This window comes from Agromyces solani (assembly GCF_058349925.1).
Window position 1 is genome coordinate 298,163 of record NZ_JBYRER010000001.1, and the last position, 26,677, is coordinate 324,839.

At 72.7% G+C, this 26,677-nt stretch carries 26 protein-coding genes; 7 read left to right on the forward strand and 19 right to left on the reverse strand.

What is annotated here, in order from left to right:
- Position 1 precedes the first annotated feature (1 nt).
- The 8 genes from mnhG to AC3RJ7_RS01490 all read right to left on the reverse strand — a co-directional run bounded on the left by mnhG (position 2) and on the right by AC3RJ7_RS01490 (position 8,542).
- Positions 2-358 (reverse strand): monovalent cation/H(+) antiporter subunit G, encoded by a 357-nt coding sequence (gene mnhG, locus AC3RJ7_RS01455; protein WP_491454080.1) that lies wholly within the window; start codon positions 356-358, stop codon positions 2-4.
- On the reverse strand, positions 355-627 hold the full coding sequence (locus AC3RJ7_RS01460) for an MrpF/PhaF family protein (RefSeq protein WP_491454081.1): 273 nt from the start codon (positions 625-627) through the stop codon (positions 355-357). The genes mnhG and AC3RJ7_RS01460 overlap by 4 nt, the downstream gene beginning before the upstream one ends.
- The gene (locus AC3RJ7_RS01465) at positions 624-1,298 is read right to left on the reverse strand and encodes a Na+/H+ antiporter subunit E (RefSeq protein ID WP_491454082.1); all 675 of its coding nucleotides are present in this window, start codon (positions 1,296-1,298) and stop codon (positions 624-626) included. Before AC3RJ7_RS01465 ends, AC3RJ7_RS01460 begins: the two co-directional genes overlap by 4 nt.
- Positions 1,295-2,893 carry a Na+/H+ antiporter subunit D gene (locus AC3RJ7_RS01470; RefSeq protein WP_491454083.1) on the reverse strand — a complete coding sequence of 533 codons (1,599 nt, stop codon included), beginning with the start codon at positions 2,891-2,893 and terminating at the stop codon, positions 1,295-1,297. Before AC3RJ7_RS01470 ends, AC3RJ7_RS01465 begins: the two co-directional genes overlap by 4 nt.
- Positions 2,890-3,420 (reverse strand): sodium:proton antiporter, encoded by a 531-nt coding sequence (locus AC3RJ7_RS01475; RefSeq protein WP_491454084.1) that lies wholly within the window; start codon positions 3,418-3,420, stop codon positions 2,890-2,892. Before AC3RJ7_RS01475 ends, AC3RJ7_RS01470 begins: the two co-directional genes overlap by 4 nt.
- Positions 3,417-6,509, reverse strand: coding sequence for a Na+/H+ antiporter subunit A (locus AC3RJ7_RS01480; RefSeq protein ID WP_491454085.1), 3,093 nt, complete (start codon positions 6,507-6,509; stop codon positions 3,417-3,419). The genes AC3RJ7_RS01475 and AC3RJ7_RS01480 overlap by 4 nt, the downstream gene beginning before the upstream one ends.
- 96 nt (positions 6,510-6,605) lie before the next feature.
- Positions 6,606-7,262, reverse strand: a complete 657-nt coding sequence (locus AC3RJ7_RS01485; protein WP_491454086.1) for a response regulator — start codon at positions 7,260-7,262, stop codon at positions 6,606-6,608.
- Positions 7,259-8,542, reverse strand: a complete 1,284-nt coding sequence (locus AC3RJ7_RS01490) for a sensor histidine kinase (protein ID WP_491454087.1) — start codon at positions 8,540-8,542, stop codon at positions 7,259-7,261. The genes AC3RJ7_RS01485 and AC3RJ7_RS01490 overlap by 4 nt, the downstream gene beginning before the upstream one ends.
- 167 nt (positions 8,543-8,709) lie before the next feature.
- Between AC3RJ7_RS01490 and AC3RJ7_RS01495 the strand changes: the two genes are divergently transcribed.
- Both AC3RJ7_RS01495 and AC3RJ7_RS01500 read left to right on the forward strand, forming a co-directional pair.
- On the forward strand, positions 8,710-9,684 hold the full coding sequence (locus AC3RJ7_RS01495) for an SMP-30/gluconolactonase/LRE family protein (protein WP_491454088.1): 975 nt from the start codon (positions 8,710-8,712) through the stop codon (positions 9,682-9,684).
- Positions 9,685-9,849: 165 nt separating this feature from the next.
- Positions 9,850-10,725 carry a sulfurtransferase gene (locus tag AC3RJ7_RS01500; protein WP_491454089.1) on the forward strand — a complete coding sequence of 292 codons (876 nt, stop codon included), beginning with the start codon at positions 9,850-9,852 and terminating at the stop codon, positions 10,723-10,725.
- A 107-nt stretch (positions 10,726-10,832) separates the two neighbouring features.
- Here AC3RJ7_RS01500 and AC3RJ7_RS01505 read toward each other — a convergent pair whose 3' ends face one another.
- A complete protein-coding gene (locus AC3RJ7_RS01505) occupies positions 10,833-11,633 on the reverse strand; it encodes a class I SAM-dependent methyltransferase (RefSeq protein WP_491454090.1) in 801 nt (266 codons plus the stop codon).
- Between the two features lie 117 nt (positions 11,634-11,750).
- On the opposite strand from AC3RJ7_RS01505, the gene AC3RJ7_RS01510 reads away from it, so the two are divergent.
- Entirely contained in the window at positions 11,751-12,719 is a 969-nt protein-coding gene (locus AC3RJ7_RS01510; RefSeq protein WP_491454091.1) for an FKBP-type peptidyl-prolyl cis-trans isomerase, read from the forward strand.
- 179 nt (positions 12,720-12,898) lie between these two features.
- On the opposite strand, the gene AC3RJ7_RS01515 is transcribed toward AC3RJ7_RS01510, so the two are convergent.
- On the reverse strand, positions 12,899-13,753 hold the full coding sequence (locus tag AC3RJ7_RS01515; RefSeq protein ID WP_491454092.1) for an energy-coupling factor transporter transmembrane component T: 855 nt from the start codon (positions 13,751-13,753) through the stop codon (positions 12,899-12,901).
- Positions 13,750-15,516 carry an ABC transporter ATP-binding protein gene (locus AC3RJ7_RS01520; protein ID WP_491454093.1) on the reverse strand — a complete coding sequence of 589 codons (1,767 nt, stop codon included), beginning with the start codon at positions 15,514-15,516 and terminating at the stop codon, positions 13,750-13,752. The genes AC3RJ7_RS01515 and AC3RJ7_RS01520 overlap by 4 nt, the downstream gene beginning before the upstream one ends.
- Positions 15,517-15,648: 132 nt before the next feature.
- On the opposite strand from AC3RJ7_RS01520, the gene AC3RJ7_RS01525 reads away from it, so the two are divergent.
- Positions 15,649-16,065 (forward strand): transferase, encoded by a 417-nt coding sequence (locus AC3RJ7_RS01525; RefSeq protein ID WP_491454094.1) that lies wholly within the window; start codon positions 15,649-15,651, stop codon positions 16,063-16,065.
- 6 nt (positions 16,066-16,071) lie between these two features.
- On the opposite strand, the gene AC3RJ7_RS01530 is transcribed toward AC3RJ7_RS01525, so the two are convergent.
- Complete coding sequence (locus AC3RJ7_RS01530; protein ID WP_491454095.1) at positions 16,072-17,121, reverse strand: LLM class flavin-dependent oxidoreductase; 1,050 nt, start codon at positions 17,119-17,121, stop codon at positions 16,072-16,074.
- Positions 17,122-17,426: 305 nt separating this feature from the next.
- On the opposite strand from AC3RJ7_RS01530, the gene AC3RJ7_RS01535 reads away from it, so the two are divergent.
- The gene (locus tag AC3RJ7_RS01535; RefSeq protein WP_491454096.1) at positions 17,427-18,896 is read left to right on the forward strand and encodes an FAD-binding oxidoreductase; all 1,470 of its coding nucleotides are present in this window, start codon (positions 17,427-17,429) and stop codon (positions 18,894-18,896) included.
- A 114-nt stretch (positions 18,897-19,010) separates the two neighbouring features.
- Positions 19,011-20,213, forward strand: coding sequence for a baeRF11 domain-containing protein (locus tag AC3RJ7_RS01540; RefSeq protein ID WP_491454097.1), 1,203 nt, complete (start codon positions 19,011-19,013; stop codon positions 20,211-20,213).
- Between the two features lie 168 nt (positions 20,214-20,381).
- Here the strand turns inward: AC3RJ7_RS01540 and AC3RJ7_RS01545 are convergent, their stop codons facing one another.
- Positions 20,382-20,726: a hypothetical protein gene (locus AC3RJ7_RS01545; protein ID WP_491454098.1), complete on the reverse strand. Its 345-nt coding sequence runs from the start codon at positions 20,724-20,726 to the stop codon at positions 20,382-20,384.
- A 95-nt stretch (positions 20,727-20,821) separates the two neighbouring features.
- On the opposite strand from AC3RJ7_RS01545, the gene AC3RJ7_RS01550 reads away from it, so the two are divergent.
- Positions 20,822-21,826, forward strand: coding sequence for an LLM class F420-dependent oxidoreductase (locus AC3RJ7_RS01550; RefSeq protein WP_491454099.1), 1,005 nt, complete (start codon positions 20,822-20,824; stop codon positions 21,824-21,826).
- Here the strand turns inward: AC3RJ7_RS01550 and AC3RJ7_RS01555 are convergent.
- From AC3RJ7_RS01555 to AC3RJ7_RS01580, 6 genes are all read right to left on the reverse strand, one after another.
- Positions 21,751-22,344: a hypothetical protein gene (locus AC3RJ7_RS01555; RefSeq protein WP_491454100.1), complete on the reverse strand. Its 594-nt coding sequence runs from the start codon at positions 22,342-22,344 to the stop codon at positions 21,751-21,753. The genes AC3RJ7_RS01550 and AC3RJ7_RS01555 overlap by 76 nt on opposite strands.
- A gap of 98 nt (positions 22,345-22,442) precedes the next feature.
- Entirely contained in the window at positions 22,443-22,865 is a 423-nt protein-coding gene (locus AC3RJ7_RS01560) for a PIN domain-containing protein (RefSeq protein WP_491454101.1), read from the reverse strand.
- Positions 22,849-23,001 (reverse strand): hypothetical protein, encoded by a 153-nt coding sequence (locus tag AC3RJ7_RS01565; protein WP_491454102.1) that lies wholly within the window; start codon positions 22,999-23,001, stop codon positions 22,849-22,851. The genes AC3RJ7_RS01560 and AC3RJ7_RS01565 overlap by 17 nt, the downstream gene beginning before the upstream one ends.
- On the reverse strand, positions 22,998-23,321 hold the full coding sequence (locus AC3RJ7_RS01570; protein ID WP_491454103.1) for a hypothetical protein: 324 nt from the start codon (positions 23,319-23,321) through the stop codon (positions 22,998-23,000). The genes AC3RJ7_RS01565 and AC3RJ7_RS01570 overlap by 4 nt, the downstream gene beginning before the upstream one ends.
- 97 nt (positions 23,322-23,418) lie before the next feature.
- Positions 23,419-26,274, reverse strand: coding sequence for a helix-turn-helix transcriptional regulator (locus tag AC3RJ7_RS01575; protein WP_491454104.1), 2,856 nt, complete (start codon positions 26,272-26,274; stop codon positions 23,419-23,421).
- 107 nt (positions 26,275-26,381) lie between these two features.
- Positions 26,382-26,615, reverse strand: a complete 234-nt coding sequence (locus AC3RJ7_RS01580; protein WP_491455208.1) for a glutaredoxin family protein — start codon at positions 26,613-26,615, stop codon at positions 26,382-26,384.
- Between the last annotated feature and the right edge of the window lie 62 nt (positions 26,616-26,677).

A 26,677-nucleotide genomic window follows, 5' to 3' on the forward strand; every position in this document is an offset into this window, starting at 1 on the left:
CTCAACCCGCCGGGTGCTCCTCGTGCTCGGCGATGTCGCGGCCGAGGTCGTCCTCGATGAGCAGGTCGCGGCGCACGTGGTCGGTGCGGTAGGCCGAGCGGCCGAGCATGTGCGCCGTCATCGGCTGCGTGAGCAGCTGGAACGTCATGATCACGATGACGGTCGAGATCACGCCCCAGGTGGGCGCGCGCAGCGCGATCGCGAGCAGCACGGTCGCGAGGCCGAGCACCTGCGGCTTCGTCGCGGCGTGGAGCCGGGTGAGCACGTCGGGGAACCGGACGATGCCGAGCCCGGCCGCCATCGAGAGGAAGGCGCTCACGAGGATGAGCAGCCCGACGATGAGATCTGCGCCGCTCACGAGGCATCCTGCTTCGCCATGAACCGGGCGATCGAGATCGACCCGACGACCGCGAACATCGCGAGGATGAGCAGCACCACGAGCGTGTCGGTGTGCCGGTTGATCGCCATCTCGGCGCCGAGCGCGCACATCGCGATCGCGAGCAGCACGTCGGTCGCGAGCGCCCGGTCGAGGATCGACGGGCCCTTGATGATGCGCACGACCGCGGCGATCGCGCCGATGCCGAACATGACGCCGGCGGCGATCGCGACGAGGGTGAGGAAGGTCATCGGGTGCCTCCGTTCGAATCCTGCGGGCGGGATGCCTCGTGGCCGGCGTCGTTCGCGGGGCCGTGGTCTCGATACGCGTCGCTACTCGACCGGCGGTCGCCGTTCCGACGGGCGCGCCGCTCGGCGCGCACGACCTCGGCCTGCTCGCGGGTGCCGATCGCGAGCACGATGCGTTCCTCGGTGCCGAGCACCTGGCGCCGGGTGCGGTCGATGTCGGCCTGCGTGCGGGTGCCGAGCGCGTGCAGGTAGAGCAGGCCGCGCTCGCGGTCGATGTCGACGACGACCGTGCCGGGCACGACCGAGATGGCCTCGGCCGTGAGCGTCGTCACGAGGTCGGAGCGGGTGTGCAGCTGCACGGCGATGATCGAGTTCATCGGCTTCCACCACGGCGAGATGGCGAGCACCGCGACCTGCAGCGACGCGTACACGACGTCGACCATCATGCGGAGACCGAGCAGCAGTCCGCGCCACGGGTTGAAGCGCCCGCTGAGCAGCACGGGCGGCAGGTAGAGCACCCGCGTCACGGCGATCGCGAGGATGACGCCGGTCACGATGCTGAGGACGTCGATGTGGTCCCACAGCAGCAGCCACAGCACGAGCAGACCGACGAGCAGCGGCAGTTGCCGCCAGACCGACCGCCAGCGCGACACGGGCTCGTTCGTGTGGCTCATCGCACGCCTCCGGGGAACACGATCGAGACGTAGACCGACGGGTCGCCGAGTCCCTCGGCCGCGCGGCCGGCGACCTCGAAGAGCAGGCCCGCGAACACGGTGAGGCACACGGTGACCGCGACGAGCGTGGCCGTCGCGACGACCATCAGCACGGGCGTCGTGCGCGTGGCGGTGACGGTCGCACCCTCGGGCGCCTCGAGCACCGAACCGAGCAGCGCCGATTCGTACCCCTCGAGCTCGTCGCGGCGGCGCCAGAACGCCATGTTCCAGAACCGGGTGAGTGCGTACAGGGTGATGAGCGAGGTCGCGGCGCCGGCCGCGATCACGATCCAGATGAGCCAGTCGGGTGCGGCCGAGGCATCCGTGCCGGGTGCGGCGCCGGCGCCCTGCGCGCCCGCGACGAACAGGCCGACCTTGCCCAGGAACCCCGAGAACGGCGGGATGCCGCCGAGATTCATCGCCGGGATGAAGAACAGGATCGCGAGGAGCGGCGAGGCCTTGAGGAGCCCCGCGAGCCGGTTGATCGACGTCGCGCCGCCGAAGCGCTCGATGAGCCCGGTCGTGAGGAACAGCGTCGTCTGCACCGTGATGTGGTGCACGACGTAGTAGATTGTGGCGGTCAGTCCGATCACGCTCGACAGGCCGATGCCGAAGATCATGTAGCCGATGTGGCTCACGAGCGTGAACGAGAGCAGTCGCTTGATGTCGGCCTGCGTGAGCGCGCCGAGGATGCCGATGAACATCGTGAGCCCGCCGATGACGATGAAGAGCGTCGACAGGTCGTTCTCGGGGAAGAGCACCGTCTCGGTGCGGATGATCGCGTACACGCCGACCTTCGTGAGGAGGCCCGCGAACACCGCGGTCACCGGGGCGGGCGCGGTCGGGTACGAGTCGGGCAGCCAGAACGACAGCGGGAAGACGGCGGCCTTGATGCCGAAGGCCACGAGCAGCAGCAGGTGCAGGATGAGCTGCACGTCCTGCGGCAGCTCGGCGAGGCGCACCGAGAGCTGCGCGATGTTCGCGGTGCCCGTCGCGCCGTAGATGAGCGCGATCGCGCTGAGGAAGAACAGCGACGAGACGAGGCTCGTGATGATGTACGTCACGCCCGAGCGGATGCGCTCGCCCGTGCCGCCGAGCGTCAGGAGCACGTAACTCGCCGACAGCAGGATCTCGAAGCCGACGTAGAGGTTGAACAGGTCGCCCGCGATGAACGCGTCGAACACGCCCGCGGCGAGGATCAGGTACGTCGGGTGGAAGATCGACACCGGCGTCTCGCGGTGCTGGTCGGCGATGCCCTGGCCGACCGAGTACACGAGCACGACGAGCAGCATGATCGCCGAGATCACGAGCATGATCGCCGCGAGCCGGTCGACGACGAGCGTGATGCCCCACGGGGCGTCCCACGCGCCGATGTAGACGACGGCGGGACCGGCCTGGTCGACCTGCGCGAGCAGCACCGCGGCGATCACCGTCACGGCCGCGAGCACGGTGACGCCGACGGCCATCTGCGCGCGCCGGTGCCGGCCGAGGATGAGCGCGACCGCCGCTCCGATGAGCGGCAGCAGCACGACGAGGGGCACGAGCGTCGCGGTCACGGGCGGCTCCCCTCGTCGTCGCGGTCACGGGCGGATGCCTCGCGCTCGAGTTCTTCTTCGTCGATGCCGGCGACGACCTCGTCGAACTCCTCGTCGCTCGCGTCGATGAGCGACTGGATCGCCTCGTCGTCGGCGGCCGAGGAGCGGATGAGATCGGCCGCCTCCTCGGCGTCCTCGGCGAGCTCGGCCTCGTCGTCGACGAGGTCGCCCTTCGCGCCGAGCTGGGCCAGCCACCAGGACCGGTAGATGAGGGCGAGCATGAACGCCGTGATGCCGAGGTTGATCACGATCGCCGTGAGCACGAAGGCCTGCGGCAGGGGATCGGAGATCTCGCCCTCGTCGACGCCCTGGCCGAGGATCGGGGCGAGCCCTGGCGCGCCGCTCATGAGGTACATGAGGATGTTCACGGCGTTGCCGACGAGCAGGAACCCGATGAGCACGCGCGTGAGGCTGCGCTCGAGCATCACGGCGATGCCGGCGCCGAAGAGGACCGCCATGAGGAGCACGAGCGTGAGCGAGGCGGTCATGCGCTGCCCCCTTCGTCTTCACCGGTGGTCGAGTAGGCGCGGGTGGAGTCGGTCGAGTAGGCGCGGGTGGAGTCGGTCGAGTAGGCGCGCAGCGCCGTATCGAGACCACTCGCATCGTCGTGGTCTCGATCCGCTCCTTCGTCGAGACTCGACCCGAGACTCGACCGACTCTCGTCGTCGGCCGCCTCCGACTCCTCTTCCTGGCGGTCGACCTCGGCGCCGAGCGAACGGAGGATGTCGAGCACGAGCCCGACGACGACGAGGTACACGCCGATGTCGAACAACGTCGAGGTGCCGATCGAGAGGTGGCCGAGCACCGGAACGTCGGCTTCGAACCACGACGACTCGAACACCGTGAGTCCGAAGAACAGCGAGGATGCCGCGGTGCCGGCCGCGAGCAGCAGGCCGGTGCCGAGCAGCCGGCCCGCATCGACGGGCGCCGCCTCGCCGAGCTCGTAGCGGCCGCCCGCGAGGTACCGGGCGACGAGCGCGAGGCCCGCGAGGAGGCCTCCGGCGAAGCCGCCGCCGGGCGCGTTGTGGCCGACGAAGAGTAGGTATACCGAGACGATGATCGCGGGGTGGAACAGCAGCCGCACGAGCACCTCGATGAGGATCGAGCGGTTGCGCGGCGACAGCGTGCGCCCGGCGAGGAGCCACGTCTGCCGGTTCGAGGCCGCCTCGGCCGCGGCATCCGTCTCGTCGTCGACGTCGGCGAGACGCGGCTTCGCCGCCCGGATGCTCGACGCCGGCTCGAGCACCGGTTGCAGACGGTTGCGGCGGTCGGGCTCGTCGAGGCGCGGTGCGCCGCCGGTGCGGCCCGAGACGAAGATGAGGCTCGCGACGCCCGTCGCGACGGCGACGAGCACGGAGATCTCGCCGAGCGTGTCCCACGCGCGGATGTCGACGAGCATGACGTTGACGATGTTCTTGCCGTGCGCCTCGAGGGCGAGCGCCGGCAGCCCGTCGGCGATGGTCGGCTCGATGCGGGCGCCGAGTGCGACGAGGCCGATGACGGCCATGACGAGGCCGGCGAGCACGCCGATGATCGCGCGGCTCGCGCGGCCGAGGGCCGTCGGGTGCACGGCGCTCTGCTTCGGCAGCCGGCGCAGCACGAGCACGAAGACGACGATCGTGATCGTCTCGACGAGCGCCTGGGTGAGCGCGAGGTCGGGCGCGCCCGACATGCCGAAGAGGAGCACGAGTCCGTACCCGGTGACGCTCACGAGCAGCACCGACGTCATCCTGCGGCGGATCATCGCGGCTGTGATCGCCGCGACGGCCATGATGAACGCGATGAACGGCTGCGCCGGGTAGTCCCAGAGCCGCACCCCGTCGGGCCAGGTGCTGTTCAGCAACGCGGCGGTTCCGAGGCCTGCGATGAAGACGACCATGGTGATCGCGAGGTAGCCCGCGAGTCCGCGCACCTGGAACGCGGTCGTCACCCACGCGGCCGCGCGATCGACGGCCGAGACGATGCGCAGGTAACCGCGAGCCGAGTCGATCGCGGGCGGCAGCGACGCCTGCATGCGCGCGACGCGCCGACGCCCCCAGACGAGCAGGCCCGCGATCGCGAAGACGGCGGCCGAGAGCCAGATGGCCGGCTCGAGCCCGTGCCAGAGCGCGAGGTGGTAGTCGTTCGCACCCGGCAGCGTGTCGGCGTAGACCGCGAGCAGCGGCTCGATGAACACGATCGTGAACGCGGTGACGAACGACGCCGCGGCGAGCAGCGCCGGGGCGATGGCGATGGCCGGGTTCTCGCGGTGCAGGGGAGTGGGCGCGACATCCGCCTTCGTGAAGAACACGCCCCAGACGAACCGCACCGTGTAGGCGACCGTGAGCACCGAGCCGACGAACGCGGCGGCGAGGGCGACCCAGCCCCACGTGTCGCCCGCGAGCGCCGCGTCGAGCTCGGCGGTGAAGACCGCCTCCTTCGCGACGAAGCCGATGAGCGGCGGCAGGCCGGCCATCGACGCGGCGGCGACGAACGCGATCGTCGCGATCACGGGCATGCGGCGGCCGACGCCCGAGAGCTTCCGCCAGTCGCGGGTGCCGGCGGCGTGGTCGACGATGCCGACGACGAGGAACAGCGTCGCCTTGAACAGGGCGTGCGCGAGCAGCAGGGCGAGGCCGGCGAGCGCCGCGTCGCGCGTGCCGAACCCCGTGACCATGACGAGGAATCCGAGCTGGCTGACCGTGCCGTACGCGAGCAGGAGCTTGAGGTCGTACTGCCGAAGGGCGCGCCAGCCGCCGACGAGCATCGTCAGCGCGCCGAGCCCGATGACGATGGGATGCCACACGTCGAGTTCCGCGTAGCCGGGCGCGAGCCGGGCGACGAGGTAGACGCCCGCCTTCACCATCGCCGCGGCGTGCAGGTACGCCGACACCGGCGTCGGCGCAGCCATCGCGGCGGGCAACCAGAAGTGGAACGGCACGAGCGCGCTCTTCGAGATCGCCCCGACGAGGACGAGCGCGATCGCCCATTCGCCGGCCGGGCCCGTGACGGGGTTCGCGATGAGTTCGGCGAGGCTCGTGCTCCCGCCCGCGACCGAGAGGATGACGAGGCCGACGAGCATGCTGAGACCGCCGAACGTCGTCACGGTGAGCGCCTGCAGGGCGGCACCGCGGCTCTCCTTGCGGCCCGTGTAGTGGCCGATCAGGAGGTACGAGAGCACGCTCGTCGCCTCCCAGAACGTGAACAGGATGAACACGTCGTCGGCCGTGACGAGCCCGAACATGACCCCGGCGAAGGCGAGCAGGAGCGCGGCGAACCGGCCGAGCGCCGGCTCGTCGTCGCCGAAGTACCAGGTGCAGTAGACGAGCACGAGCGCGCCGATGCCGGTGACGATGAGCGCGAGCAGCATGGCGAGCGCGTCGAGGCGGAAGGTCAGGGAGATGTCGAGGGTCGGGATCCACTCGACCGACTCGACGACGACGTCACCGGCGACGACCGCGGGAACGAGCGTGAGCAACCAGGCGAACACGGCCGCGGGCAGCGCGGCCAGCACGAGGAAGACCCGGCGGCCGACGAGCCTCGTCAGCATCGGGGCGAGCAGCGACAGCACGCCGAAGGCGACGAGGCTGAAGATCATCCACCCTCCTCACGCCGCGCAATCGTCCGGCTTCTACTCTTTCATGCTTTATCTCTGCTGGCTAAAGCCGGATGAAGCTCGAAAAGCCGGCATTTCCTAGCGCCGGATGATGCGCCGTTCGATCGCGGCCGCGACGGCGCCTGCGCGGGTGTCGACGCCGAGCTTCGCGTAGATGTGCGAGAGGTGCGACTTCACGGTCGCCTCCGAGACGAGCAGCTCGCGCGCGAGCTCCTTGTTGCCGAGGCCTTCGGCGAGCAGCTCGAGCACCTCGACCTCGCGCTCGGTGACGACCGGCCCGGGGGCTGCGGCACGGCGCACGAGGGTCGCGGCGACCGACGGGGCGAGCACGGTCTCGCCGCGGGCGACCGCGCGGATGCCGGCGAAGAGCTCGGTCGGCGGGGCGTCCTTGAGCAGGTAGCCGCCCGCGCCCGCCTCGAGGGCGCGGATGATGTCGGCCTCGGTGTCGTACGTCGTCAGCACGAGCACGGCGGGCGGTTCGTCGAGCGCGCGCAGCCGGGCCGTCGTCTCGACGCCGCCGGGGCCCGCGCCGAGGTTGAGGTCCATGAGCACGACGTCGGGTCGGTAGGCGCGGGCCTTCGCGACGGCCTCGTCGCTGTCGCCGCCCTCGGCGACCACCTCGAACCCCTCCTTGCCGCCCAGCAGGGCGGCGAGGCCGGCCCGCACGACCGGGTGGTCGTCGACGAGGATGATGCGCACGGCATCGGCCGGCGATACGTGGGATGCCTCGTTCACGATGTCACCTGCTCTCCGGCGTCGCCCGCGGCCGAGGCATCCGTGCCCCGCGAACCGGCGGACAGGGGGAACGATACCGACACGGTCGTGCCCTCGCCGGGCGCGCTCTCGATCTCGGCGCGCCCCCCGAGCTCCTCGGCCCGCTCGCGGAGGCCCCGCAGGCCGTGGCCTCGCTCGCCCCGGTCGCCGGCGCGCCGGCTCGAGGCCACGTCGAACCCGACGCCGTCGTCGCGCACGTCGAGGCGCACCTCGTCGGGCTGATAGGTGAGGCTCACGACGACGCGCCGCGCGCGGGCGTGCTCGAGCGCGTTGGCGAGCGCACCCGTCGCACTGCGGAGGAGAGCGCCGGCGACGGGTGCGGGCACGGCGCGGGCATCGCCGTGGCGGTGGAACGAGAGCGCAGGCTCGCCGCCCGTGGCGGAGGCATCCGCGACCAGGCGCTGGATCGCGTCGGGCAGCGCGTCGGCGCTGCCGCCCTCGAGCGCGGCCGGCGCGAGGTCGCGCACGACGCGGCGCACCTCGTCGAGCCCTTCGCGTGCGGTCGCGGCGGCCGTGCGCACGTGTCCGCGGGCGGACTCGGGCCGAGCCGCCCAGTCCTGCTCGGCGGCCTGCAGCAGCAGGTTGATGCTCGAGAGCTGCTGGCCCACCGAGTCGTGGATCTCGCGCGAGAGCCGGGTGCGCTCGGCGAGGGCGCCCGCCCGGCGCTCGGCGTCGGCCAGTTCGTCTTGCGCCTCGGTCAGCTCGTCGAGCAGGCGCTGGCGCTCGGCCGACTCGCGTTCGAGCGCACGGTAGGCGATGACCGTCGCGATCGCGATGCCCGCCGGCCCGACGATCACCGTGAGGTCGATGCCCTCGTCGATGCGCGACCACGCGACGCTCACGACGACGGTCATCACGACGACGACCGCGACCGCGGGCCCGAACGGGATGACGCGCAGCACCGCGAACGCGAGCGGCACCGCGCACCAGGCGAATGAGGGGGCGGCGAGGGTCAGCGCCATCCACAGCACGACGACGGCCACCACCCAGACCGTCGGCCAAGCGCCACGACGGGGGAGCACCGGTCGCAGCGAGGCGACGACGCCGAGCGCCGCGGCGCCCGCCAGCACGGCCGCCGTCTCCGGGGCGAGCCCGTGCCGTTCGACGTAGCGGGCCGCGCACACGACGAGCAGCACGAGCAGCACGAGGTGGAGCCAGCGGTCGAACCGGGCCACGGGCGCGAGGATGCCGCGCATGCCGTCGGCCGCCGGCCGGTCCGCCTCCTGCTTCTCGTGGTCCATGACCGCACAGCCTACGGACCGTCGGTGGAGGCGGGCATCATCCGATCGGCTATTCGATTCCAGCCGGATGCCCGACGCTCCGCTGCGAAAGCTGCGGTGGAGTGGAATCACCCGGTTCCCGCCGGACCGGACCCGGACCGAACCGGACTTCACCAGGAGGAGATTCCATGAAGCACACGACCACCATCGCCGGCCTGCTCGCCGCCGCGACCCTGACCACCATCGTCACGACGGGCGCCGCCCCGGCCTTCGCCCAGGACGGCGACCACGGTCGCCCCGGCACGTATACCCTCAACGGCGACGCCGAGGGCAGCCGCTTCGAGGGCATCGGCGCCGACGAGCGCAGCGGTGCCTTCTACGTCAGCGAGGTCACCGGTGGCGAGATCCACCGCGGCGACGTGCGCTCGTCGGCCACCGAGGAGTGGCTGGCCGGCAACGGCACGGACGGCCGCTACACGGCTCGCGGCATCACGGTCGACCGTGACGGCAACGTCTTCGTCGCCGGCGGCCCGAACGGCATCGGCACCGGCCGCCCCGACCTGTGGGTGTACTCGCCCGAGGGCGACCTGCTCGCCGCACTCCGCGTGCCCGGCACCGCCGACGCGTTCCTCAACGACGTCGCGATCGGCGCCGACGGCGCCGCGTACTTCACGAACTCCAACGATCCGCAGGTCTTCCGCGTCGCGCAGGACGCCGACGGCCAGTGGGGCGCGGAGCTGTGGGCCGACGCGACCGGCACGGTCGAGCGCGTCGCGGGCTTCAACCTCGGCGGCATCGTGCTGACGGCCGACCGGAGCGCGTTCGTCGTCGCCCAGGGCAACGTCGGCAAGCTGTTCCGCTTCGGCTTCGACGGCACCGTCACCGAGATCGCGACCCCGGGCGCCGACCTGTTCAACGCCGACGGCCTCGTCCGCGAGGGCAACCGGCTCACGGTCGTGCGCAACTTCTCGAAGGCGATCACGACCCTCCGCATCTCGGCCGACGGCCGGGCCGCGCGCTTCGTGAGCGACGTCGCGACCGACCCGAGCCGCGTGCTCACGACCGCCAAGTCGCTGCACGGCCGCACCCTCTACGTCGACAGCGAGTTCGGCGACGGCCAGGTCGAGGCCCCCTACGAGGTCATCACGAACCCCTTCGCCTGAACCTCGTCGGTCGAGCGGTGGGTTGAGTAGGCGCGCAGCGCCGTATCGAAACCCGGGCGCGAAGCGCCGTATCGAGACCACGACTTGAAGAACATGACGGATGCCCCGGGCTCATGCCCGGGGCATCCGTCGTCGACGTTCCCGGAGTCTTGCGAGGATGGACGCATGCCGATCCTCATCTCCGCCGACGAGCTCGCCGAACGCCTCGACGCGGAACGCGCCGGCCGCGGCGACACCCGCACGGTCGTGCTCGACGTGCGCTGGTCGCTCGCCCGGCCCGACGGCACCGACGCGTACCGGGCCGGACACATCCCGGGCGCGGTCTACGTCGACCTCGACGGGGAGCTCGCCGACCACGACCTGGTGGGCGAGGGGCGGCATCCGCTGCCGAGCGAGGCCGCCTTCACCCGGGCGATGCGGCGGTGGGGCCTGCGCGACGGCGACACCGTCGTCGCGACCGACGACCTGGGCAACCAGTCGGCCGCCCGCGCCTGGTGGCTGCTGCGCCACGCCGGCGTCGCCGACGTGCGCATGCTCGACGGCGCGCTCGCGGCGTGGCGGGCGGCCGGGCTGCCGCTCGAGACCGGGGATGTCGCTCCCGAACCCGGCGACGCGACCGCGCACTTCGGCGGCATGCCGATGATCGACATCGACGGCGCGGCCGCGTTCCCGCAGCACGGTGTGCTGCTCGACGCGCGTGCCGTCGAGCGGTATCGCGGCGAGGTCGAGCCCATCGACCCGCGGGCCGGTCACATCCCGGGGGCGCGGTCGGCACCGAGCGGAGGAAGCCTCGACGCCGACGGGCGGTTCCTGCCCGCCGAGGCGTTGCGCGAGCGGTTCGCCGCGATCGGGGTGCCGGTCTCGGCAGACGGGGTGCAGGTCGCCGCGTACTGCGGCTCGGGGGTCACGGCCGCCCACGCCGTCGCGGCGCTCGCGATCGCCGGGGTCGACGCCGCGCTGTACCCGGGCTCCTGGAGCCAGTGGTCGAACGACGGGACGCGGCCGGTCGCGACGGGCGACGAGCCCGCGTCGCTCGGGTAGCACCGCCGTCCCCCGCTTGAACAGGAGAATCCGGCCTGCGCCCGCGCATACGGCGGTGCAGGTCGGTTCTTCCTGCTCGAGGATGCGGCGCCGCTCCGCGTCGGGCGCTACGCCGGCCGGTGACCGACTGCGATGAGCGTCGTGAGGTCGAGCGTGTCGACGCCGCGCTCGGTGAGCCCCGTGAGGAATCGCCCGCGCACCCCATCGAGCTCGCCGTCGTCGAGCCCGTCGACGAAGGCCCGCAGCCCCGTGCCCATCACGAACGACCACGCGAACTCGGGCGTGAGCGGCACGTGACGACGGGCGAGGTCGGCACGCACTCCGGTGAGGCCGAGCTCGGTCAACCAGCGGGCGAGGCCTCCGGGCGTGTCGATCGACGCGAGCGAGGGGGAGGCGTCGTCGGGCAGTTCGGTCCCGAGCGCGGCGGCGAGCACCTCCGGCAGCGGTTCGAGCGCTCCGCGCGCCCAGACCGTGACCGCGACCCGCCCACCCGGTTTGGCTCGTTCGATGAGGTGCTGCGTGCCGGCCTCGACGTCCTCGAAGAAGAAGATCCCGAGCACGCACTGCACGAGGTCGTAACCGGTCGGTTCCCACGTGGTGGCATCCGCGACGTGCAGGCGCAGATGCGGCAGCCGGTCGCCCGCGCGCTCCCGCGCGATCTCGACGAGTCCCTCCGCGAGGTCGACGGCGTCGACGAGCCCGCCCGGGCCGACGAGCTCGGCCGTCGGCAGCGCAGACGCACCGTCGCCCGAGCACGCGTCGAGCACGAGCTCGTCGAACATCGGCCGCGTGCGCGCCAGCGTCGCGGTCGAGATCGGATTCCAGACCGCCTCGTCGAGTTCGGCGAAGGATGCGGCCCCCGCCGCGAACCCCCCGACGAAATCAGGCTCGCTCGTCGTATCCCCCATGGGCCCATTCTGGCCTTGATCGGCCCGATTTCCGGGAATTCAGGAAAGAGAAAGCCGAACAGTGCAGACTGGGATGCCACAGCACCACGTCTTCGACCGAAACGAGAGTCCTCCCTCATGAATCGTGCCCTGCGCCGCGGCGCGCCCATCGCGCTCGCCACCTCGGCCGCCCTGCTCCTCGCCGGCTGCGCGGGCAGCGCCGGCCCCGAGGCATCCGAAACCCCCACCGCCGAAGCCGCCGCGTGCATGGATGTGCCCTCGGGCGACCTGAGCGACAGCGTCAAGGTCGAGGGCGAGTTCTCGGAGGCGCCGACCGCCGAGTTCTCCACCCCGGTCGAGGCCGAGGAGCTGCAGCGCACCATCGCCATCGAGGGCGATGGCGAGACCACCGAGTCGGGCCAGAAGATCAACGCGGTCGTCACGACCTTCTCGGGCACCGACGGCGAGCAGCTCTTCTCGCAGCCCGCGACGATCACCGCGGGCGACGAGACGCTCTACGAGGCGTTCCTCGCCGGCATCGACTGCGTGCCGGTCGGGTCGCGCACCGTCACCGTCGCGCCCGCCTCGACCCTCTACGGCGACACGGGCAACGAGTCGGTCGGCATCGAGCCCGGCGAGAGCGTCGTCATCGTCGTCGACGTCGTCGAGGTGCAGCAGCCGCTGAAGCCCGCCGAGTGGACCGAGAACGTCCCCGAGGTGAAGTGGGGCGCCGAGGGCGAGGCGCCGACCGTGACGCTGCCGAAGACCGACCCGTCGCCCGAGCTGCAGGTCAAGGTGCTCGAAGAGGGCGACGGCGCCACGGTGGGCGACGGTGACAGCGTCACCGTGCACTACCAGGGCATCAGCTGGGACACGGGCGAGATCTTCGACCAGAGCTACACGCGCGGCGAGCCGGCGACGTTCACGACCGACGGCGTGATCCAGGGCTTCAGCGCGGCCCTCGTCGGCCAGAAGGTCGGCACGAAGCTCATCGTGACGATCCCGCCGGAGTATGCGTACGGCACCGACGCGGAGGCGCACGAGCTCGGTGGGCAGACGCTCGTCTTCCTCATCGAGATCCAGGACACCGCGCCCGCCGGCCAGTAGGCGGCTGACGAAGGGGGTCGGGCTTCGCCCGACCCCCTTCGTCGTCCCCGGCCGCCGCCGGGCGTGGCATCCGCACCCGCACGCATCGATTCAGGAAAACGTGCGCTCGTCAGGACGGAATACGCGAAATCGTCCTGACGAGCGCGCGTTCTCCTGAAACGCGGTCGTCGCCCGCTGCGTCAGCGCCCGAGCGTCGCCCACACGATGAGCGCGCTCGCGGCGACGAACCCCACCACGAAGACCGTGTCGCGCACCCGCCACGGCATGAGGTGCCGCTCGGTGCGGGTGCGGTGGGCGCCGAAGGCGCGGGCATCCATGGCGAGGGCGACCCGCTCGGCATGCCGGATCGCCGACGCGAGCAGCGGCACCGCCGTTCCGAGCGCCCGCCGCACCGCCGCGATCGGGCCGCGCCCGGCCACGGTGCCGCGGACGCGATGCGCCGCCCGGATGATCTCGAGCTCGTGCCCGAACCGCGGCACGAACCGCAGGGCGGCGAGCGCCGTGTACCCGATGCGGTACGGCACGCGCAGGTTCTGCACCGCGGCGCGCACGAAGTCGGTGCCGGTCGACGTGAGTCCGGCGATGAGCGACAGCATCAGCACCGCGAGCACCCGCAGGGCGGTCGCGAGGCCCACGAGGTAGGCGGCGAGCGTGAAGCTCCAGTCGCCGACGCCGAAGAGCACCACGGTCGACCGGGGGTCGCCGGCGACGCTCGACGGGTCGACCCAGACGCCGAAGCTCACGCCGAGCACGAGTGCGGCGATCGGCGTGCCGACGACGAGCGCGATGACGAGCCCGGAGGAGAGGCGCGCGCCGGCGAGCAGCACCACGAGGGCGAGCGCGATGAACGCGAGAGGCAGCGCCAGGTCGCGGCTGAACACCACGACGATCATCGCGGGCAGCGGCGCGGCGAGCTTCGCGAGCGGGTTGAGCGCGGCGAGCGGGCCGCGGCGGGCGGACGTGCCCCCTGCCGGGCCGGTTGCGGCGGCGATCGTCGCCGTGCCGCCGGTCGACGGCTGCACGGGCGCGCTCACGAGACGCCCGCCGCGACGGGCAGTTGCGACATGCGCGTCACCCCGTGCCACTCGGGGTGCCGTTCGAGGCCACGGGTCGCGCGCGCGAGCGGCGGATGCCGAAGCCCCGAGTGCTCGATGAGCGGCCCCGCGAGCACCTCGGCCGTCGCGCCGACGCCGACGAGGCGCCCGCCGGCCATCACCGCGAGCCGGGTGGCGTAGTCGGCGACGAGCTGCAGGTCGTGCGTGACGACGAGCACCGTCGTGCCCTCGTCGTTGAGGGTGCGCAGCATGTCGAGGAGCTCGGCGGCGCGGGCGCGATCCTGCCCGAACGTGGGTTCGTCGAGGGCGAGCACCGGAGCACCGGCCACGAGCGCCGTGCCGACCGAGAGCCGGCGCTTCTGCCCGCCCGACAGCAGGAACGGATGCTGCTCGGCGAGCGACTCGAGGCCGAACCGGCGAAGCATCCGGTCGCGAGCCTCGACGACCGCCTCGTCGCCGAGGCCCTGCAGCCGGAGCCCCTGCTCGAGCTCCTCGCGCACCGTCGGCGCCACGAACTGGTGCTCGGGGTTCTGGAAGACGAAGCCGATGCGCATCGCACGCTCGCGCGCGTCGGAGCGTGCGGGGTCGATGCCGAGCACGTCGACGGTGCCGCGCGGCGCCGGGATCACCCCGGCGAGCGCCTGAAGCAGGCTCGTCTTGCCCGCTCCGTTCGTGCCGACGATCGCGAGGAACTCGCCCCGTGCGACCTCGAGGTCGACGTCGGCGACGACGACCGGGCCGCGGCGTCCGCCCCGACGAACCGACAGGCCGCGCGCCCGGATCGCCGGCCCCGTCTGTGCGGGCGTGCTGCCGGTCGGCGCGAGCGACGGGGCCGGCTCGAGCGCGGTCGAGCGCACGGGCGACGACTCGCTGAGGGGCGCCGGCAGCGAGGGCAGCGCGTCGAGGGCGGCGCCGAGCTCGGCCGGAGTCAGCGGCAGCGAGCCGATCGGGAGGCCCGCGTCGCGCAGCCGCATCGCGGCGAGCGTCGACACGGGCAGCCACACGCCGAGCGCGGCGAGCTCGTCGGCCCGCTCGCGGAGGATGTGGCGCGCCGGGCCGTCGATGACGAGCCGGCCCTCGGCGTCGAGCACGAGCACCCGGTCGACGAGGTCCACGGCTGCGTCGAGGTTGTGCTCGACGAGCACGATCGCGTGCTCGTCGTCGGCGAGCTCGCGGAGCACGGCGTAGACCTCGTCGATGCCGGCGGGGTCGAGGTTCGCGGTCGGCTCGTCGAGCACGAGCACCGGTGCCGCCATCGCGAGGGCGCACGCGATCGCGAGCCGCTGCCGTCCGCCGCCCGAGAGGGCGTCGGGGTTCTCGGCGCGACGGTCCCACAGGCCGACGAGCTTGAGTGCGCGCTCGGCCCGGGCGAGCACGTCGGATGCCTCGACGAGCTGGTTCTCGGGCGCGAAGCAGACCTCGTCGAGCACGCTGCCGGTGACGACCTGCGCGTCGGGATCCTGGAAGACCATGGCGACGTGCTCGCTGAGCACGCCGACGGGGTGGTCGCGGCTGTCGAGGCCCGCGATGCGCACCGTGCCTCCGAGCTCGGCGGGAACGGCGTGCGGCACGAGCCCGTCGAGGGCGAGCGCGAGGGTCGACTTGCCGCAGCCGCTCGGCCCGAGCACGAGCACGACCTCGCCCGGGGCGACGTCGAACGAGACCTCGGCGGGGGTCGGCCGCTCGGCGCCCTCGTGGCGGATGCTCACGCGGTCGAGCTCGAGAACAGGGGATCCGGGCATGCTTAGGACAGCCTAACTTGTGCCGATGGGGCCGGTCGGCTCGCCCGGGTTCCGCGCCGGGAATACCCCGATCAGGCCTGATGTTGTACTGATGTCCGGCAGGTGGAGCCTCCACGCCGGGAGGAGGAGAACGTGGGCATCAGCTATGTCGAGTTCGAGGACGAAGCCGGGATCCTGCGTCGCTATCGCAAGCACGTGAACGGCCGGGGCCTCGTGGCCACGACCGCCAAGGTCGACCCGACCGCGTTCGTCGACCCGACGGCCTACGTCGATCCCGGCGCCGAGGTGCAGCGGGGCGCCCAGATCGGCCCTCGAGCATGGATCGAGAGCAATGCGATCATCGCCGAGCGCGCCGTCGTCGGCGTGAACGCGCGCGTGGGCCGCGGTGCGGTCGTCGGCCGCAGTGCCGTGCTCGGGCCGTACGTCACCGTCGGCGCGGGCGCGAAGGTGCACAACGCCGCGCGAGTGCCGCGCGAGACCGTCGTCGCCGACGGCGAGGAGTACCGCGCGACGACGCAGGACCTGCGCCGGCTCGGCCTCGCGGCCTGAGTCGCGCTACGCGGCGAGCGCCCCCGCGAGCAGTTCGAGGGTCTGCTCGCGGCCGGGCGTCGCGTCGGCCGGGTCGGCGGCGTACGAGCCCGCGATCGGCGCGATCATGACCTCGTCGATGCCGTGGCGATCGGCCAGCGCCCTGACCTGCGACGCCGCGCCCGAGGCATCCGCGATCACCCAGCGTCGCTCCATCGCGGCGATGACGCCCTCGGCGTCGGAATCGGCGGGCGCCGCGAGTGCCTCGTCGACCGTCTCGAGCGGACGCATCGGGCGGTTGAGCCGCAGCCGCGCCATCGAGCGCAGCTGGGGCAGCGCCCGCTCGCGCGCCTCCTCGACGGTGCGCGCGACCGAGGCGTTCAGGGTCAGGAACGTCTCGGGCGCGGGGTGCGCCTCACTCGGCCGGTACTCGGTGCGGTAGAGCTCGAGCGCCCGCTCGAGCCCGTCGCCCGAGAAGTGGTTCGCGAAGACGTAGGGCAGGCCGAGCTCGGCCGCGAGCTTCGCCGAGTAGTCGCTCGAGCCGAGCAGCCACAGCGTCGGCACCGCGGTCGCGGCGGGCGTCGCCTGGATCGGGTACTCGCGTCCGCTCGTGAGGCGCAGGGTCGCGCCGTCGGGGGAGAGCAGCGAGAGGATGTCGGCGACGTGGTCGGGGAACCGGTCGACGTCGGCCGTCGGCCCCGAGACCCGCAGCAACTGCGTGATGACCGGGTCGCTGCCGGGCGCGCGTCCGATGCCGAGGTCGATGCGGCCGGGCGAGAGCGCCTCGAGCGCGGCGAACTGCTCGGCGACGACGAGCGGCGCGTGGTTCGGCAGCATGACGCCGCCCGACCCCACCCGGATCCGCTCGGTGCGTGCAGCGATCGATGCGATGAGCACGGGTGGCGTCGTCGATGCGACGGCCGGCATGTTGTGGTGCTCGGCGAACCAGTAGCGGGTGAAGCCGAGCCGGTCGGCCAGCTGCGCCAGGCGAAGGGATGCCGCGACGGCGCCTGCGCTCGTCTGGTCGGTGCGGACGGGAACGAGGTCGAGAACCGAGAGGCGCGGTGAGATGTCCATCCCCTTCGGCAACCGGCACGAGGCATCCCGTATTCCTGGGCGCGGGCCGGTCGGTCGAGTAGCGAAGCGTATCGAGACCACCGATGACGCGACGCCGGTGATCTCGATACGCGCTTCGCCCTACTCGAGCGACCGACTGAGGGAAACCCCTGATGCGATCGGAGGGACAGCACGGGCGACCGGAGCCGCCGCGAGGAATTGGATGGGTTCTCGTCGCGAGTGCTGCATCCATCGGTGCGGCCGCCGGGCCGGTTCCCAGGAACCGAGAGGCCGGCCCGCGAAACGCACACCGAAAGGAACCATCCGTGAACACCCCTGTGCCCCCGACCGGCGAACTCCTCATCGAGGACGCCGTCGACGACCTCGCCCTCTCGCTGCGCGAGGCCCTCGCCCGCCTCGACTCGACGCTCGACGGCCGCCTCGTGCTGCCCGGCGAGCCCGACTGGGACGACGCCCGCACCGCCTGGAACCTCGACGTCGACCAGCGCCCGGCCGCCGTCGTGATCGCCCGGTCGACCGCCGACATCGCCCGCACCGTCGAGCTCGCCGGACGCTACGGCCTCGCCGTCGCGCCGCAGGGCACCGGCCACAACGCCGGACCGCTCGCCGCCGACCACGGCCTCGCCGACGCGATCCTCCTGCGCACCCACGAACTGCGCGACGTGCACGTCGACGCCGAACGGCGCATCGCCCGTGTCGAGGCCGGAGCCCTCTGGGGCGACGTCGTCGCGGCCGCGGCGCCGCACGGCCTCGCCGCGCTCGCCGGCTCGTCGCACGACGTCGGCGTGGTCGGGTACACCCTCGGCGGCGGCGTGAGCTGGCTCGCCCGCTCGCACGGCCTCGCCGCGAACCAGGTGCTCGCCGTCGAACTCGTGACCGCCGACGGCCGGCACCGTCGCGTCGACGACGAGCACGATGCCGACCTGTTCTGGGCGGTGCGCGGCGGCGGCGGCGACTTCGGCGTCGTGACCGCGATGGAGTTCCGCCTCTTCCCGATCGCGGAGGTCATGGCGGGCATGCTGCTCTGGTCCGCCGAGCGGGCCGACGAGGTCGCCGCCGTCTGGGCCGAATGGACGCGGAGGGTGCCCGACTCGGTGCAGAGCGTCGTGCGCATCCTGCACCTGCCGCCGCTGCCCGAGCTGCCGCCGTTCCTCGCCGGCCGTTCGATCGTCGTGGTCGAGGCCGTCGTGCTCGAGGACCGCGCCCGCACCGACGCCCTGCTGCAGCCGCTGCGCGCGCTCGGCCCCGAACTCGACACGGTGCACCCGCAGGCGCCCGCCGAGCTCCTCGCCCTGCACATGGACCCGCCCGGGCCCGTGCCCGGCCGCGGCGACGGCATGACGCTGCGCGAGTTGACGCCCGACGCGGTGCGCGCCTTCGTCGGTGCGGTCGGCGCCGGGTCGGGCACGGCCATGATGACCACCGAGATCCGCCACCTCGGCGGCATGCTCGAGCCCGACGCGGCGGTGCAGCGCGCGGCGGATCTCGGCCTCCCGACGCCCGGCGCGACCGCGGGCTTCGATGCGGGTTACCTCCTCTTCACCGGCGCGATGGCCGTGCCGGGCGCCGACGAGGCGATCGCCCGTTCGCTCGGACGCCTGCTCTCGTCGATGGAGCCGTGGCGCGCCGCGCAGGACTACCTCAACTTCGCCGAGCACCGCCGCGACCCCGAGCGCATCTTCGGCGGTGCCGACGGTCGTCTCGCCCGGCTGCGCGCGATCAAGCGCGCCGTCGACCCGACGCGACTGATCCGGTCGAACCACCCGGTGGGCTGAGCCGCTGGAGCGCCATTCGTTCCCGACTCGCAGTTTGGGGTGTCGCTCGCGCCCATGCCTTCATAGGCTGGGTGCGAGCGACATCGTCGTCGCGCGGACTCGGGGGAGGAACGAATGACCGTCCACTACGAACTGCCCACCACATCCGATTTCGCAGTGCTCGCCGGGGCGCATCACCCCGCGATCACGATCTATGCGGCCACCTCGCCCGTCGTGAGCGAACGCGAGCGGGCCGAGGTCGCCGTGAAGAGCGCCTTCGACGAGGCCATCGACCAGATCAAGCAGGCCGGCGCCACATCCGGCGAACTCGCCGCGCTGCGCGACGAGCGCGATGCCATCGTGCGCGACCAACGACTCTGGGGCGGGCTCGCCCGCTCGATCGCGATCTTCGTCGCACCCGGCTTCAGCGAGGTCTTCGTGCTGCCGAACCGGCTCGACGACGCCTGGCACGTCGGCTCGCACTTCACGCTCGGCCAGCTGCTGCGCGCCCCGAGCCAGGACCAGGAGGCGTTCGCCATCACCCTCTCGGCGCACGAGTGGTGCGTGTGGCACGCCACCCCGACCGACCGTGCGGTCAAGCTCGAGATCGATCAGTCGGGCGCCGCGAACCTCGATGAGGCCACGAACCGCGAACCCGGTGAGGAGCGCCCGCGCGGCGCGACCCGCGGCGGCGTGCCCGGGCAGGGCGGGGCGAGCCGCCTCGTCGGCGACGAGGGGCGCAAGACGCTGCTCGACCAGTACTCGAAGCGCGTCATCGAGATCGCCCGGCGCGAACTGCTCGCCCGCGATCCCGATGAGCGCGTGCCCGTCTTCGTCTTCGCCGCAGAACCGCTGCTCAGCCTGTTCCTCGCGAACACGCGCAACTCGCGGCGCGTCATCGCCGTGCCCGGATCGCCCGACCGGCTCGGCGCCGCCGAGGTCGACGAGGCGGTGCGCCAGCAGCTCGGCGCGCTCAACGTGCGCGAGGCCGAGCAGTCGCTGCGCCAGCTCTCGGAGGGCACGGCCGGCCGCATCGAACGCGACCTCGCCGCGATCGGCCGCGAGGCCGCCGACGGTGCCGTCGAGACGTTGTGGTTCGACTTCACGACCTCGGTGAACGGCACGCTCGACCGCGAGTCGGGCGCGATCGAGTTCGCGAGCGGCAACGGCGAGGGCGAGGCGCTCGCCGACGGCACGCGCGCGGGCGACCTGCTCCCGCAGCTCGCCCTGCTCGTCATCGCGAAGGGCGGCAAGGTCGTCACGGTCCGCAGCGACGACCTCGACGGCACCGTGTGGTCGGGCCCCGCGGTCGCCGAGCTCAGGTTCGCGCTCGCCTGACGCTCCACGCGAGCTCGAACGACATGACGGATGCCTCGGGGCCGGCCCCGAGGCATCCGTCGTCGTGGCTCGCCGCACCCCACCGATTCAGGAGATAGTCGCTTGGTCAGGACGGAATCGCTCGGATCGTCCTGAGCAGGCGACTGTTTCCTGAAACGATGCACGCGCTCAGCGGAACGCGGGCACGCGTTCGCGCAGAGCCAGCCGGAACCCCTCGCGCCAGCGGAAGCGGATGATGATCTCCTGGGCGCGGGAGTCCTCGATGATGGCCTCGACCGGAACCTCGGTGAGCACGCGCGGTCGGAGTTCGCCGGGTGCGGTCTCGCGGAGCTCCAGCCAGAGGCTCTCGGGGTGGGCGACGACGCCGGGATTCGCGGCGACGAGGTCGAGGTGCCAGCCGTGGCTCGGGGCGAGCCCGTGGCCGGTCACGCGGATGAGGCGCGCGTCGCAGGTCTCGACGACCGTGGCGTCGAAGTCGGCGACCGAGTAATCGCAGTGGAGCTGACCGTTCATTGCGCCGACGGTACGCCCCCGCCCGGACCCCGGCCTCAGTGCTGACGCTGAATCACGGGCACGGGACGGCCCGGAGATCCTCATAGGCTGACGGAATGCGATTCGGAATGTTCGTACCCCAGGGCTGGCGCTTCGACCTCGTGGGCATCGAGCCCGCCGAGCACTGGGCGGTGATGAGCGGCCTGGCCGATTTCGCCGACGCGGCCGACTCGCCGTTCGAGTCGATCTGGGTGTACGACCACTTCCACACGACGCCCGTGCCGTCGCCGACCGAGGCGACCCACGAGGCGTGGTCCCTGATGGCGGCGTTCGCCGCCTCGACCTCGCGCGTGCGCCTCGGCCAGATGTGCACCTGCATGAGCTACCGCAACCCCGCCTACCTCGCGAAGGTCGCCGCGACGACCGACCTCATCTCGGGCGGTCGTGTCGAGATGGGCATCGGCGGCGGCTGGTACGAGCACGAGTGGCGCGCCTACGGCTACGGCTTCCCGCCCGTGCCCGAGCGGCTCGGGCGCCTGCGCGAGGGCGTCGACATCATGCGCCAGGCCTGGACGACCGGGCAGGCGACCCTCGACGGGCGCTACTACCGGGTCGACGGTGCGATCGTGCAGCCGCGGCCGGCGCAGGCCGGAGGCATCCCGATCTGGGTCGCCGGCGGCGGTGAGCAGGTCACCCTCAAGATCGCGGCCAAGTATGCGTCGTACACGAACTTCACGGGCACGCTCGAGGAGTTCGCCCACAAGGACGAGGTGCTGCGCGGGCACTGCGCCGCCATCGGGCGGGATGCCTCGGAGATCACCCGCTCGATGAACTTCAACACCGTCATCGGCTCGTCGAAGGCGGATGTCGCGGCGCGACTCGCCCGCATCGAAGAGCGCTACGTGCCGCACCTCGGCGCCGAGGGCGCCGCGAAGGCCGTGCACGACTACTACGTCGCGGCACCCGGTGCGCTCGTCGGAACCCCCGACGAGGTCGTCGCGAAGCTCGAGGAACGGCGCGCGGTGGGACTCGACTACGCGATCCTCTACGCGCCGGAGGCGGCGTACGACCGCTCAGGGCTCGAGCTGTTCGCCGCGGAGGTCGCACCGGCGCTGCGCTGAGCGCGCCGCGGGTTCATCGCCGCCTCGCAATCGGCGCGGCCGACGACCGGGAAGGCCTCGATCGGCAGGGCGACGAGGTCGCCCGGGGCGAGGTCGCCCGGCAGTTCGAACGCGGCCGGCTCGCGCCAGGCGCCCGAAGCCGACCGTGCCGTGACGGTCGCGACCCGTGCGCTCGACGCCCGGCCGATGAGGCGGGCCTCGGCCCAGACCGGTCGATGCGGCCCGAACTCGGCGTCGACCTCGACGTCGAGCCGCCCCGCCGTGCGCGTCACCGCCCGCACCGCGGCGATCGCGACGCCGTGATGGCGCGGCGGACCGGCGACGACCGAAGCGGTGCCTCCGGGGCCCGGAACGAGGTGTGCGAGCGGGGTGCCGTCGCGGTCGGCGAGTCGCAGCATAGACATCCCGCCGACGATGACGTCGGTCGTCGTCACGCGGGTGCCGGCCGGCCAGTGCTCGGGCGCGATCGGATCGGGGATCGAGCGCCGCAGCGTCGGCAGCAGACGAGTGAGCGTCATGCGTGGCACCGCGTGGTCGAAGGCATGTCTCCGTTGTACGCGGCCCGGGGCGCTCGCGCGCGTTTGTTACGCGAACCGAACAGACGGCGGCCCGATCCTCACACGAACTCGACGTCGGCGCCGAGTGCCGCGTAGGTGGCCAGCGCGCGCAGGTCGCACGTCAGGAGCGGCGACCCGGCGTCGATCGCGGCGAGGGCGACGAGGCCGTCGTACACCTCGCCGCCGGCGACGCCGGCCTCGGCGAGCCGGCCGACCGCCGTGGCCGCGACCGCGGCGTCGAGCTGATGACTCGCCGGGAAGTCGACCGCGATGACCCGCGCCGCGTCGGACGGCGAGAGTCGTCGTCCGTCGGGCAGCCGCGTGAGCACCGAGTAGGTCTCGAGCGCCGCATTGCCGGCGAGGCCGAGGCGCGTGCGTCCGACCCGGGCGGTGACGGCGGCGTGCGCGTCGTGCCCGGTGAGCACGAGCGCGACGGCCGCGCTCGTGTCGAGCAGCAGGCGGGTGTCAGCGCGGTTCGCCACGGCGCAGCTCGCGGATCTCGTCGCTCGTGAGGGCGGGCCCCGGCGCATCGATGACGAGCCGACCGTGCTGTTCGACGAGGCGATCGACGGGATCGGGCTCGACGGTCGTCGGAGTCGGGCCGGTGCGCCGTCTCACCGGGAGACGCCTCGGTGCTGGTCCCACGCGGCGCGGTCCGGGGCGACGAAGGCGGTGACCCCGCGGTGCTCGTCCCACGCGGCGCGATCGGGCGCGACGAAGGCGGTGACCCCGCGGTGCTCGTCCCACGCGGCGCGGTCGGGAGCCGCCTGGACGTCGTCCGCGGCCGACGCCCGCACCGCGCGCGTCTGGTGCAGCTCGCCGGCGAGATCCGCGGTGCCGGCGTTCGCGCCGGCGCCCGACCCGCTGCCGGCGCAGCCCGCGAGGGCCACGGAGGCCGCGACGACGGCGACGATCGATCCATTCCTGATGAACGACATGAGCGTGCCCCTTCCGGCGGTGCGTACGCGCTCACGGTAGGCACGCCGTGGCGGCGCGGCATCCGGCGAGACCCCTCAGATCGAGGGTCCGCACCCCTCAGATCGCGCCCGCCCCGCGCGCCATGCGGGCGAGGTCGACGCGATTCGCGGCGCCCGTCTTGCGCAGCAGGTTCGAGACGTGCGAGCTCACGGTCTTCTCGCTGATCGTCAGCAGGTCGGCGATCTCGGCGTAGGTGCGCCCGTCGACGAGGAGCGGCAGCAGTTCGCGCTCCCGGCCGGTGAGCTCGATCCCGGCCACCCGGCCCGTCCCGCCTTCGATGCCGGTGCGTACGGAACCGGATGCGTGCAGGTCGATCCGCGCCCACGCGGCGAGGGTGTCGAACTCGGCCGCGAGGGCGTCGGCCTCGATCCGTTGCGCGATCCCGGCTCCGCGGCGCAGCAGCGCGACGGCGACCCGGCGTCGGTCGCCGCCGTCGACGAGCCCCTGCTCGGCACCACGCCGGCTCGCGTACGCCTCCTCCCAGGCGAGGTCCGCGGCGGCCGCGCCATCGGCCGCTTCCGCCCAGAGATCGAGGCTGTCGGGGATGCCGCGGGCCCGCGCCCGTTCTGCGGCGTAGAGCGCGTCGAGCGCGTGCAGGTCAGTGGCGTACGAGACGCCCATCGTCTGCCGGATGACGTGCGGGTGAGCCGCCTCGAGTGCGTCGAGCGCGTCGAGCGCGACCGTCCGCTCGGTGCCCGCATCGCGCGCCCTGGTCGCCTCGTCGGCGAGTGCGCGCGCCGCGAGGGGGACGAGCCATTCCGAACACCTGCCGTGCGGACCGGCCTCGATCACGGGCATCAGCGCGGCGAGCGCACGGGCGGTGTCCCCGGCGGCGAGGCTCGACATCGCCTGGGCGACCGCGAGCTCGAGTGTCGCCCACGCCGGTGGCGCGGCGAATCGTTCACGGGCTCGGTGCAGGTGCGCCTCCGCCTCCTCGACCCGCCCGCGAAGCGCGGCGACCCTCGCCGACACGGAACGCATCGCGAGCTCGAGGTACTCCGGCGCATCCTCGGCGCGCACGATCCGGAGGGCATCCCGCGCGGCCGCCGTCTCGGCGATCGTCGACCATCCGGCGGCTTCGGTGCAGGCGAGCGCGGCGATGGTCAGGCGCGGTGCGCCGGCCGCCGTGAGTCGATGACGCAGCTCGCGCAGCCGTTCCGCCGCCGTGCGGTAGCCGGGCATCGAGTACGCCTCCCAGAGCGCGGCGAGCATCACCGCTTCGAACTGGTGCGCGGGCATGGCGACGGCGAAGGTCGACTCGGCCAGCCGGGTCGCCGCGTCGTGGTCGCGGGTCGCCGCGGCGAGCTGTGCCGCGACGGCCGTGGCGTAGGCCGTCGCCTCGGGATCGCCGAGCCGGCGGGCCGACTCGAGGGCTCGTCCGGCGTGCTCGACGGCCTGCGGATCGCCCTCGATGATCTCGGCGTGCGCGAGTTCGCAGAGCGCGAGTGCGTGCTCCCGACTGTCGGGCGCGTGCGCCGTGAGTGCGAGGACCTCGCGAGCGCCGGCGGTGGTGACGAGTTCGCCGCCGAGACGCGACTGGAGTCGCCGTCGATGCAGCAGCAGCTCAGCGCGACGGAGCGGGTCATCGGCGCCGGTCAGGGCGAGCAGCTCGTCGACGGCGGCGTACTCGTCGTGGTCGGACTCCGCGTCGGCCGCTGCGGCGGCCCACTCTGCGAGCATCGCGGGGCGGTCGCTCGCGAGGCCGGGGTGCGCGTCATCGAGCTCGACGCAGCGGCGGACCAGCCGAAGGGCCGTCGCGGCGTCGTCGGTGCCTCGCACGGCGACGATGGCACGTCTGCTCGCCTCGAAGCCCGCGGCGGCGTCACCGGCGGCCACGAGATGATCGGCCAGGTTGACGAGACGCTCGGGCGACTCGCCGTCGACCTCGATCAGGCGGCCGATGGCCCGCGCGATCTCGTCGTGCCGCGCCCGGATCTCGGGCTCGGGTACCGAGGCGACGAGCAGTTCGGCGATCAACGGATGGTGGAACCAGACGCGGCCCTGCCCGTCTTCGTCGAGCACGTGCGTCGCGAGCGCGGGCCGGAGGCCGTGCTCGACGTCGGACGAGTCGGGGTCGAGGACCTCGAGTCCGCTCAGCCGGATCGGCGTGCCGTGGATCGCGAGCAGGATCGTCAGCTCGCGCGTGCGCTCGGGCAGCGTCGACCAGGTCTGCAGCAGCGCGGTGCCGAGGTCGCCCGAGGTCGCCGGCGTCGTCGTCGCAGGGGCGGCGAGTGCCGCCGGGGCGACGCCCTCGACGAGCAGTCGCGCGTGGTAGGGGTTGCCGCCGGTGCGGGCGAGCACGTCGCGGACGAGGGCGTCGTGCGGCGGCTCCCCGATCAGTGCGGCGATCAGCTCGTGCATCCCGAGGCGATCGAGGGGGCCGACCTCGATCGACCGCGACGCCGGCATCCGGAGGAGGTCGGCGCGCCACCGATCGAGCTCGCGACCGGCACCCGAGCGGACGGTCGTGATGATCGCGAGCGGGCGGTCGTCCGTTCCGCCGGCGAGGAACATCAGCGCGTCGAGGGTGGCCGCGTCGGCCCACTGCAGGTCGTCGACCGTGATCACGACCGGGCGGTTCGCCGTCAGCCGGCCGATCGCCGCATCGAGTCGGATCGGAAGCGGCGGCTGTGCGCCCGGGCGCGGCGCCTGCCTGGCCTCCGCCTGCGCGAGCAATCGGCGTACCGCGAGGTTGGGCATCCGGGTCGAGAGCGGCAGGTTCCGCGCGGTGAGCACGTCGGCGCGGTCCGACACCGAGTCGGCGGCCGCCTCCATCAGGGCGGTCTTGCCGATGCCGGCTTCGCCGTGCAGCACGAGGATGCGCGTGGCACCGCCGATCGCGGCATCGAGTTCTCGAGTGATCGCGGCCAGTTCGCGTTCTCGCCCATGCAGACGACGTGCGTCGCGAGGCATGGGGCCAGTGTTCCACGGGGCTCACCCGGAGGTCGAGCGATCCCCGCGCCGGTGATACCCCCAAGTCGAGGGATGCCTCGGGCCGGAACGGCCTGAAACGGAGTCGGCTACGCGGCGAGCGTCTCGTCGAGCTTCGCGCCGAGCTCGGCGTCGGTCGGCTCGGTGAAGTGGGTGCCGTCGGGGAACACCACGACGGGGATGTTCGTGCGACCCGAGATCGACTTCGCGACGTCGGCGGCCTCGATGTCCACCTCGAGGTCGACGTACTCGTAGTCGACGCCGCGGGTGTCGAGCAGTCGCTTCGAACGGCGGCAGTCGCCGCACCAGGCGGCGCCGTACATGGTGATGCGGTCGGGGTGGGTTGCGGAGGAAGTCACGTGGATACCCTACGCAGGAACCCTCC

Coding starts and splice junctions, on each gene's coding strand:
- AC3RJ7_RS01505 (WP_491454090.1), bottom strand. CDS start 11,633: ATGGGGGATACGACGAGCGAGCCTGATTTCGTCGGGGGGTTCGCGGCG.
- AC3RJ7_RS01465 (WP_491454082.1), bottom strand. CDS start 1,298: ATGAGCCACACGAACGAGCCCGTGTCGCGCTGGCGGTCGGTCTGGCGG.
- AC3RJ7_RS01555 (WP_491454100.1), bottom strand. CDS start 22,344: ATGACGCTCACTCGTCTGCTGCCGACGCTGCGGCGCTCGATCCCCGAT.
- AC3RJ7_RS01490 (WP_491454087.1), bottom strand. CDS start 8,542: ATGGACCACGAGAAGCAGGAGGCGGACCGGCCGGCGGCCGACGGCATG.
- AC3RJ7_RS01495 (WP_491454088.1), top strand. CDS start 8,710: ATGAAGCACACGACCACCATCGCCGGCCTGCTCGCCGCCGCGACCCTG.
- AC3RJ7_RS01575 (WP_491454104.1), bottom strand. CDS start 26,274: ATGCCTCGCGACGCACGTCGTCTGCATGGGCGAGAACGCGAACTGGCC.
- AC3RJ7_RS01500 (WP_491454089.1), top strand. CDS start 9,850: ATGCCGATCCTCATCTCCGCCGACGAGCTCGCCGAACGCCTCGACGCG.
- AC3RJ7_RS01570 (WP_491454103.1), bottom strand. CDS start 23,321: ATGTCGTTCATCAGGAATGGATCGATCGTCGCCGTCGTCGCGGCCTCC.
- AC3RJ7_RS01530 (WP_491454095.1), bottom strand. CDS start 17,121: ATGGACATCTCACCGCGCCTCTCGGTTCTCGACCTCGTTCCCGTCCGC.
- AC3RJ7_RS01520 (WP_491454093.1), bottom strand. CDS start 15,516: ATGCCCGGATCCCCTGTTCTCGAGCTCGACCGCGTGAGCATCCGCCAC.
- AC3RJ7_RS01510 (WP_491454091.1), top strand. CDS start 11,751: ATGAATCGTGCCCTGCGCCGCGGCGCGCCCATCGCGCTCGCCACCTCG.
- AC3RJ7_RS01550 (WP_491454099.1), top strand. CDS start 20,822: ATGCGATTCGGAATGTTCGTACCCCAGGGCTGGCGCTTCGACCTCGTG.
- AC3RJ7_RS01480 (WP_491454085.1), bottom strand. CDS start 6,509: ATGATCTTCAGCCTCGTCGCCTTCGGCGTGCTGTCGCTGCTCGCCCCG.
- AC3RJ7_RS01475 (WP_491454084.1), bottom strand. CDS start 3,420: ATGACCGCCTCGCTCACGCTCGTGCTCCTCATGGCGGTCCTCTTCGGC.
- AC3RJ7_RS01460 (WP_491454081.1), bottom strand. CDS start 627: ATGACCTTCCTCACCCTCGTCGCGATCGCCGCCGGCGTCATGTTCGGC.
- AC3RJ7_RS01580 (WP_491455208.1), bottom strand. CDS start 26,615: ATGTACGGCGCCGCCTGGTGCGGCGACTGCCGCCGTTCGAAGCGACTG.
- AC3RJ7_RS01540 (WP_491454097.1), top strand. CDS start 19,011: ATGACCGTCCACTACGAACTGCCCACCACATCCGATTTCGCAGTGCTC.
- AC3RJ7_RS01545 (WP_491454098.1), bottom strand. CDS start 20,726: ATGAACGGTCAGCTCCACTGCGATTACTCGGTCGCCGACTTCGACGCC.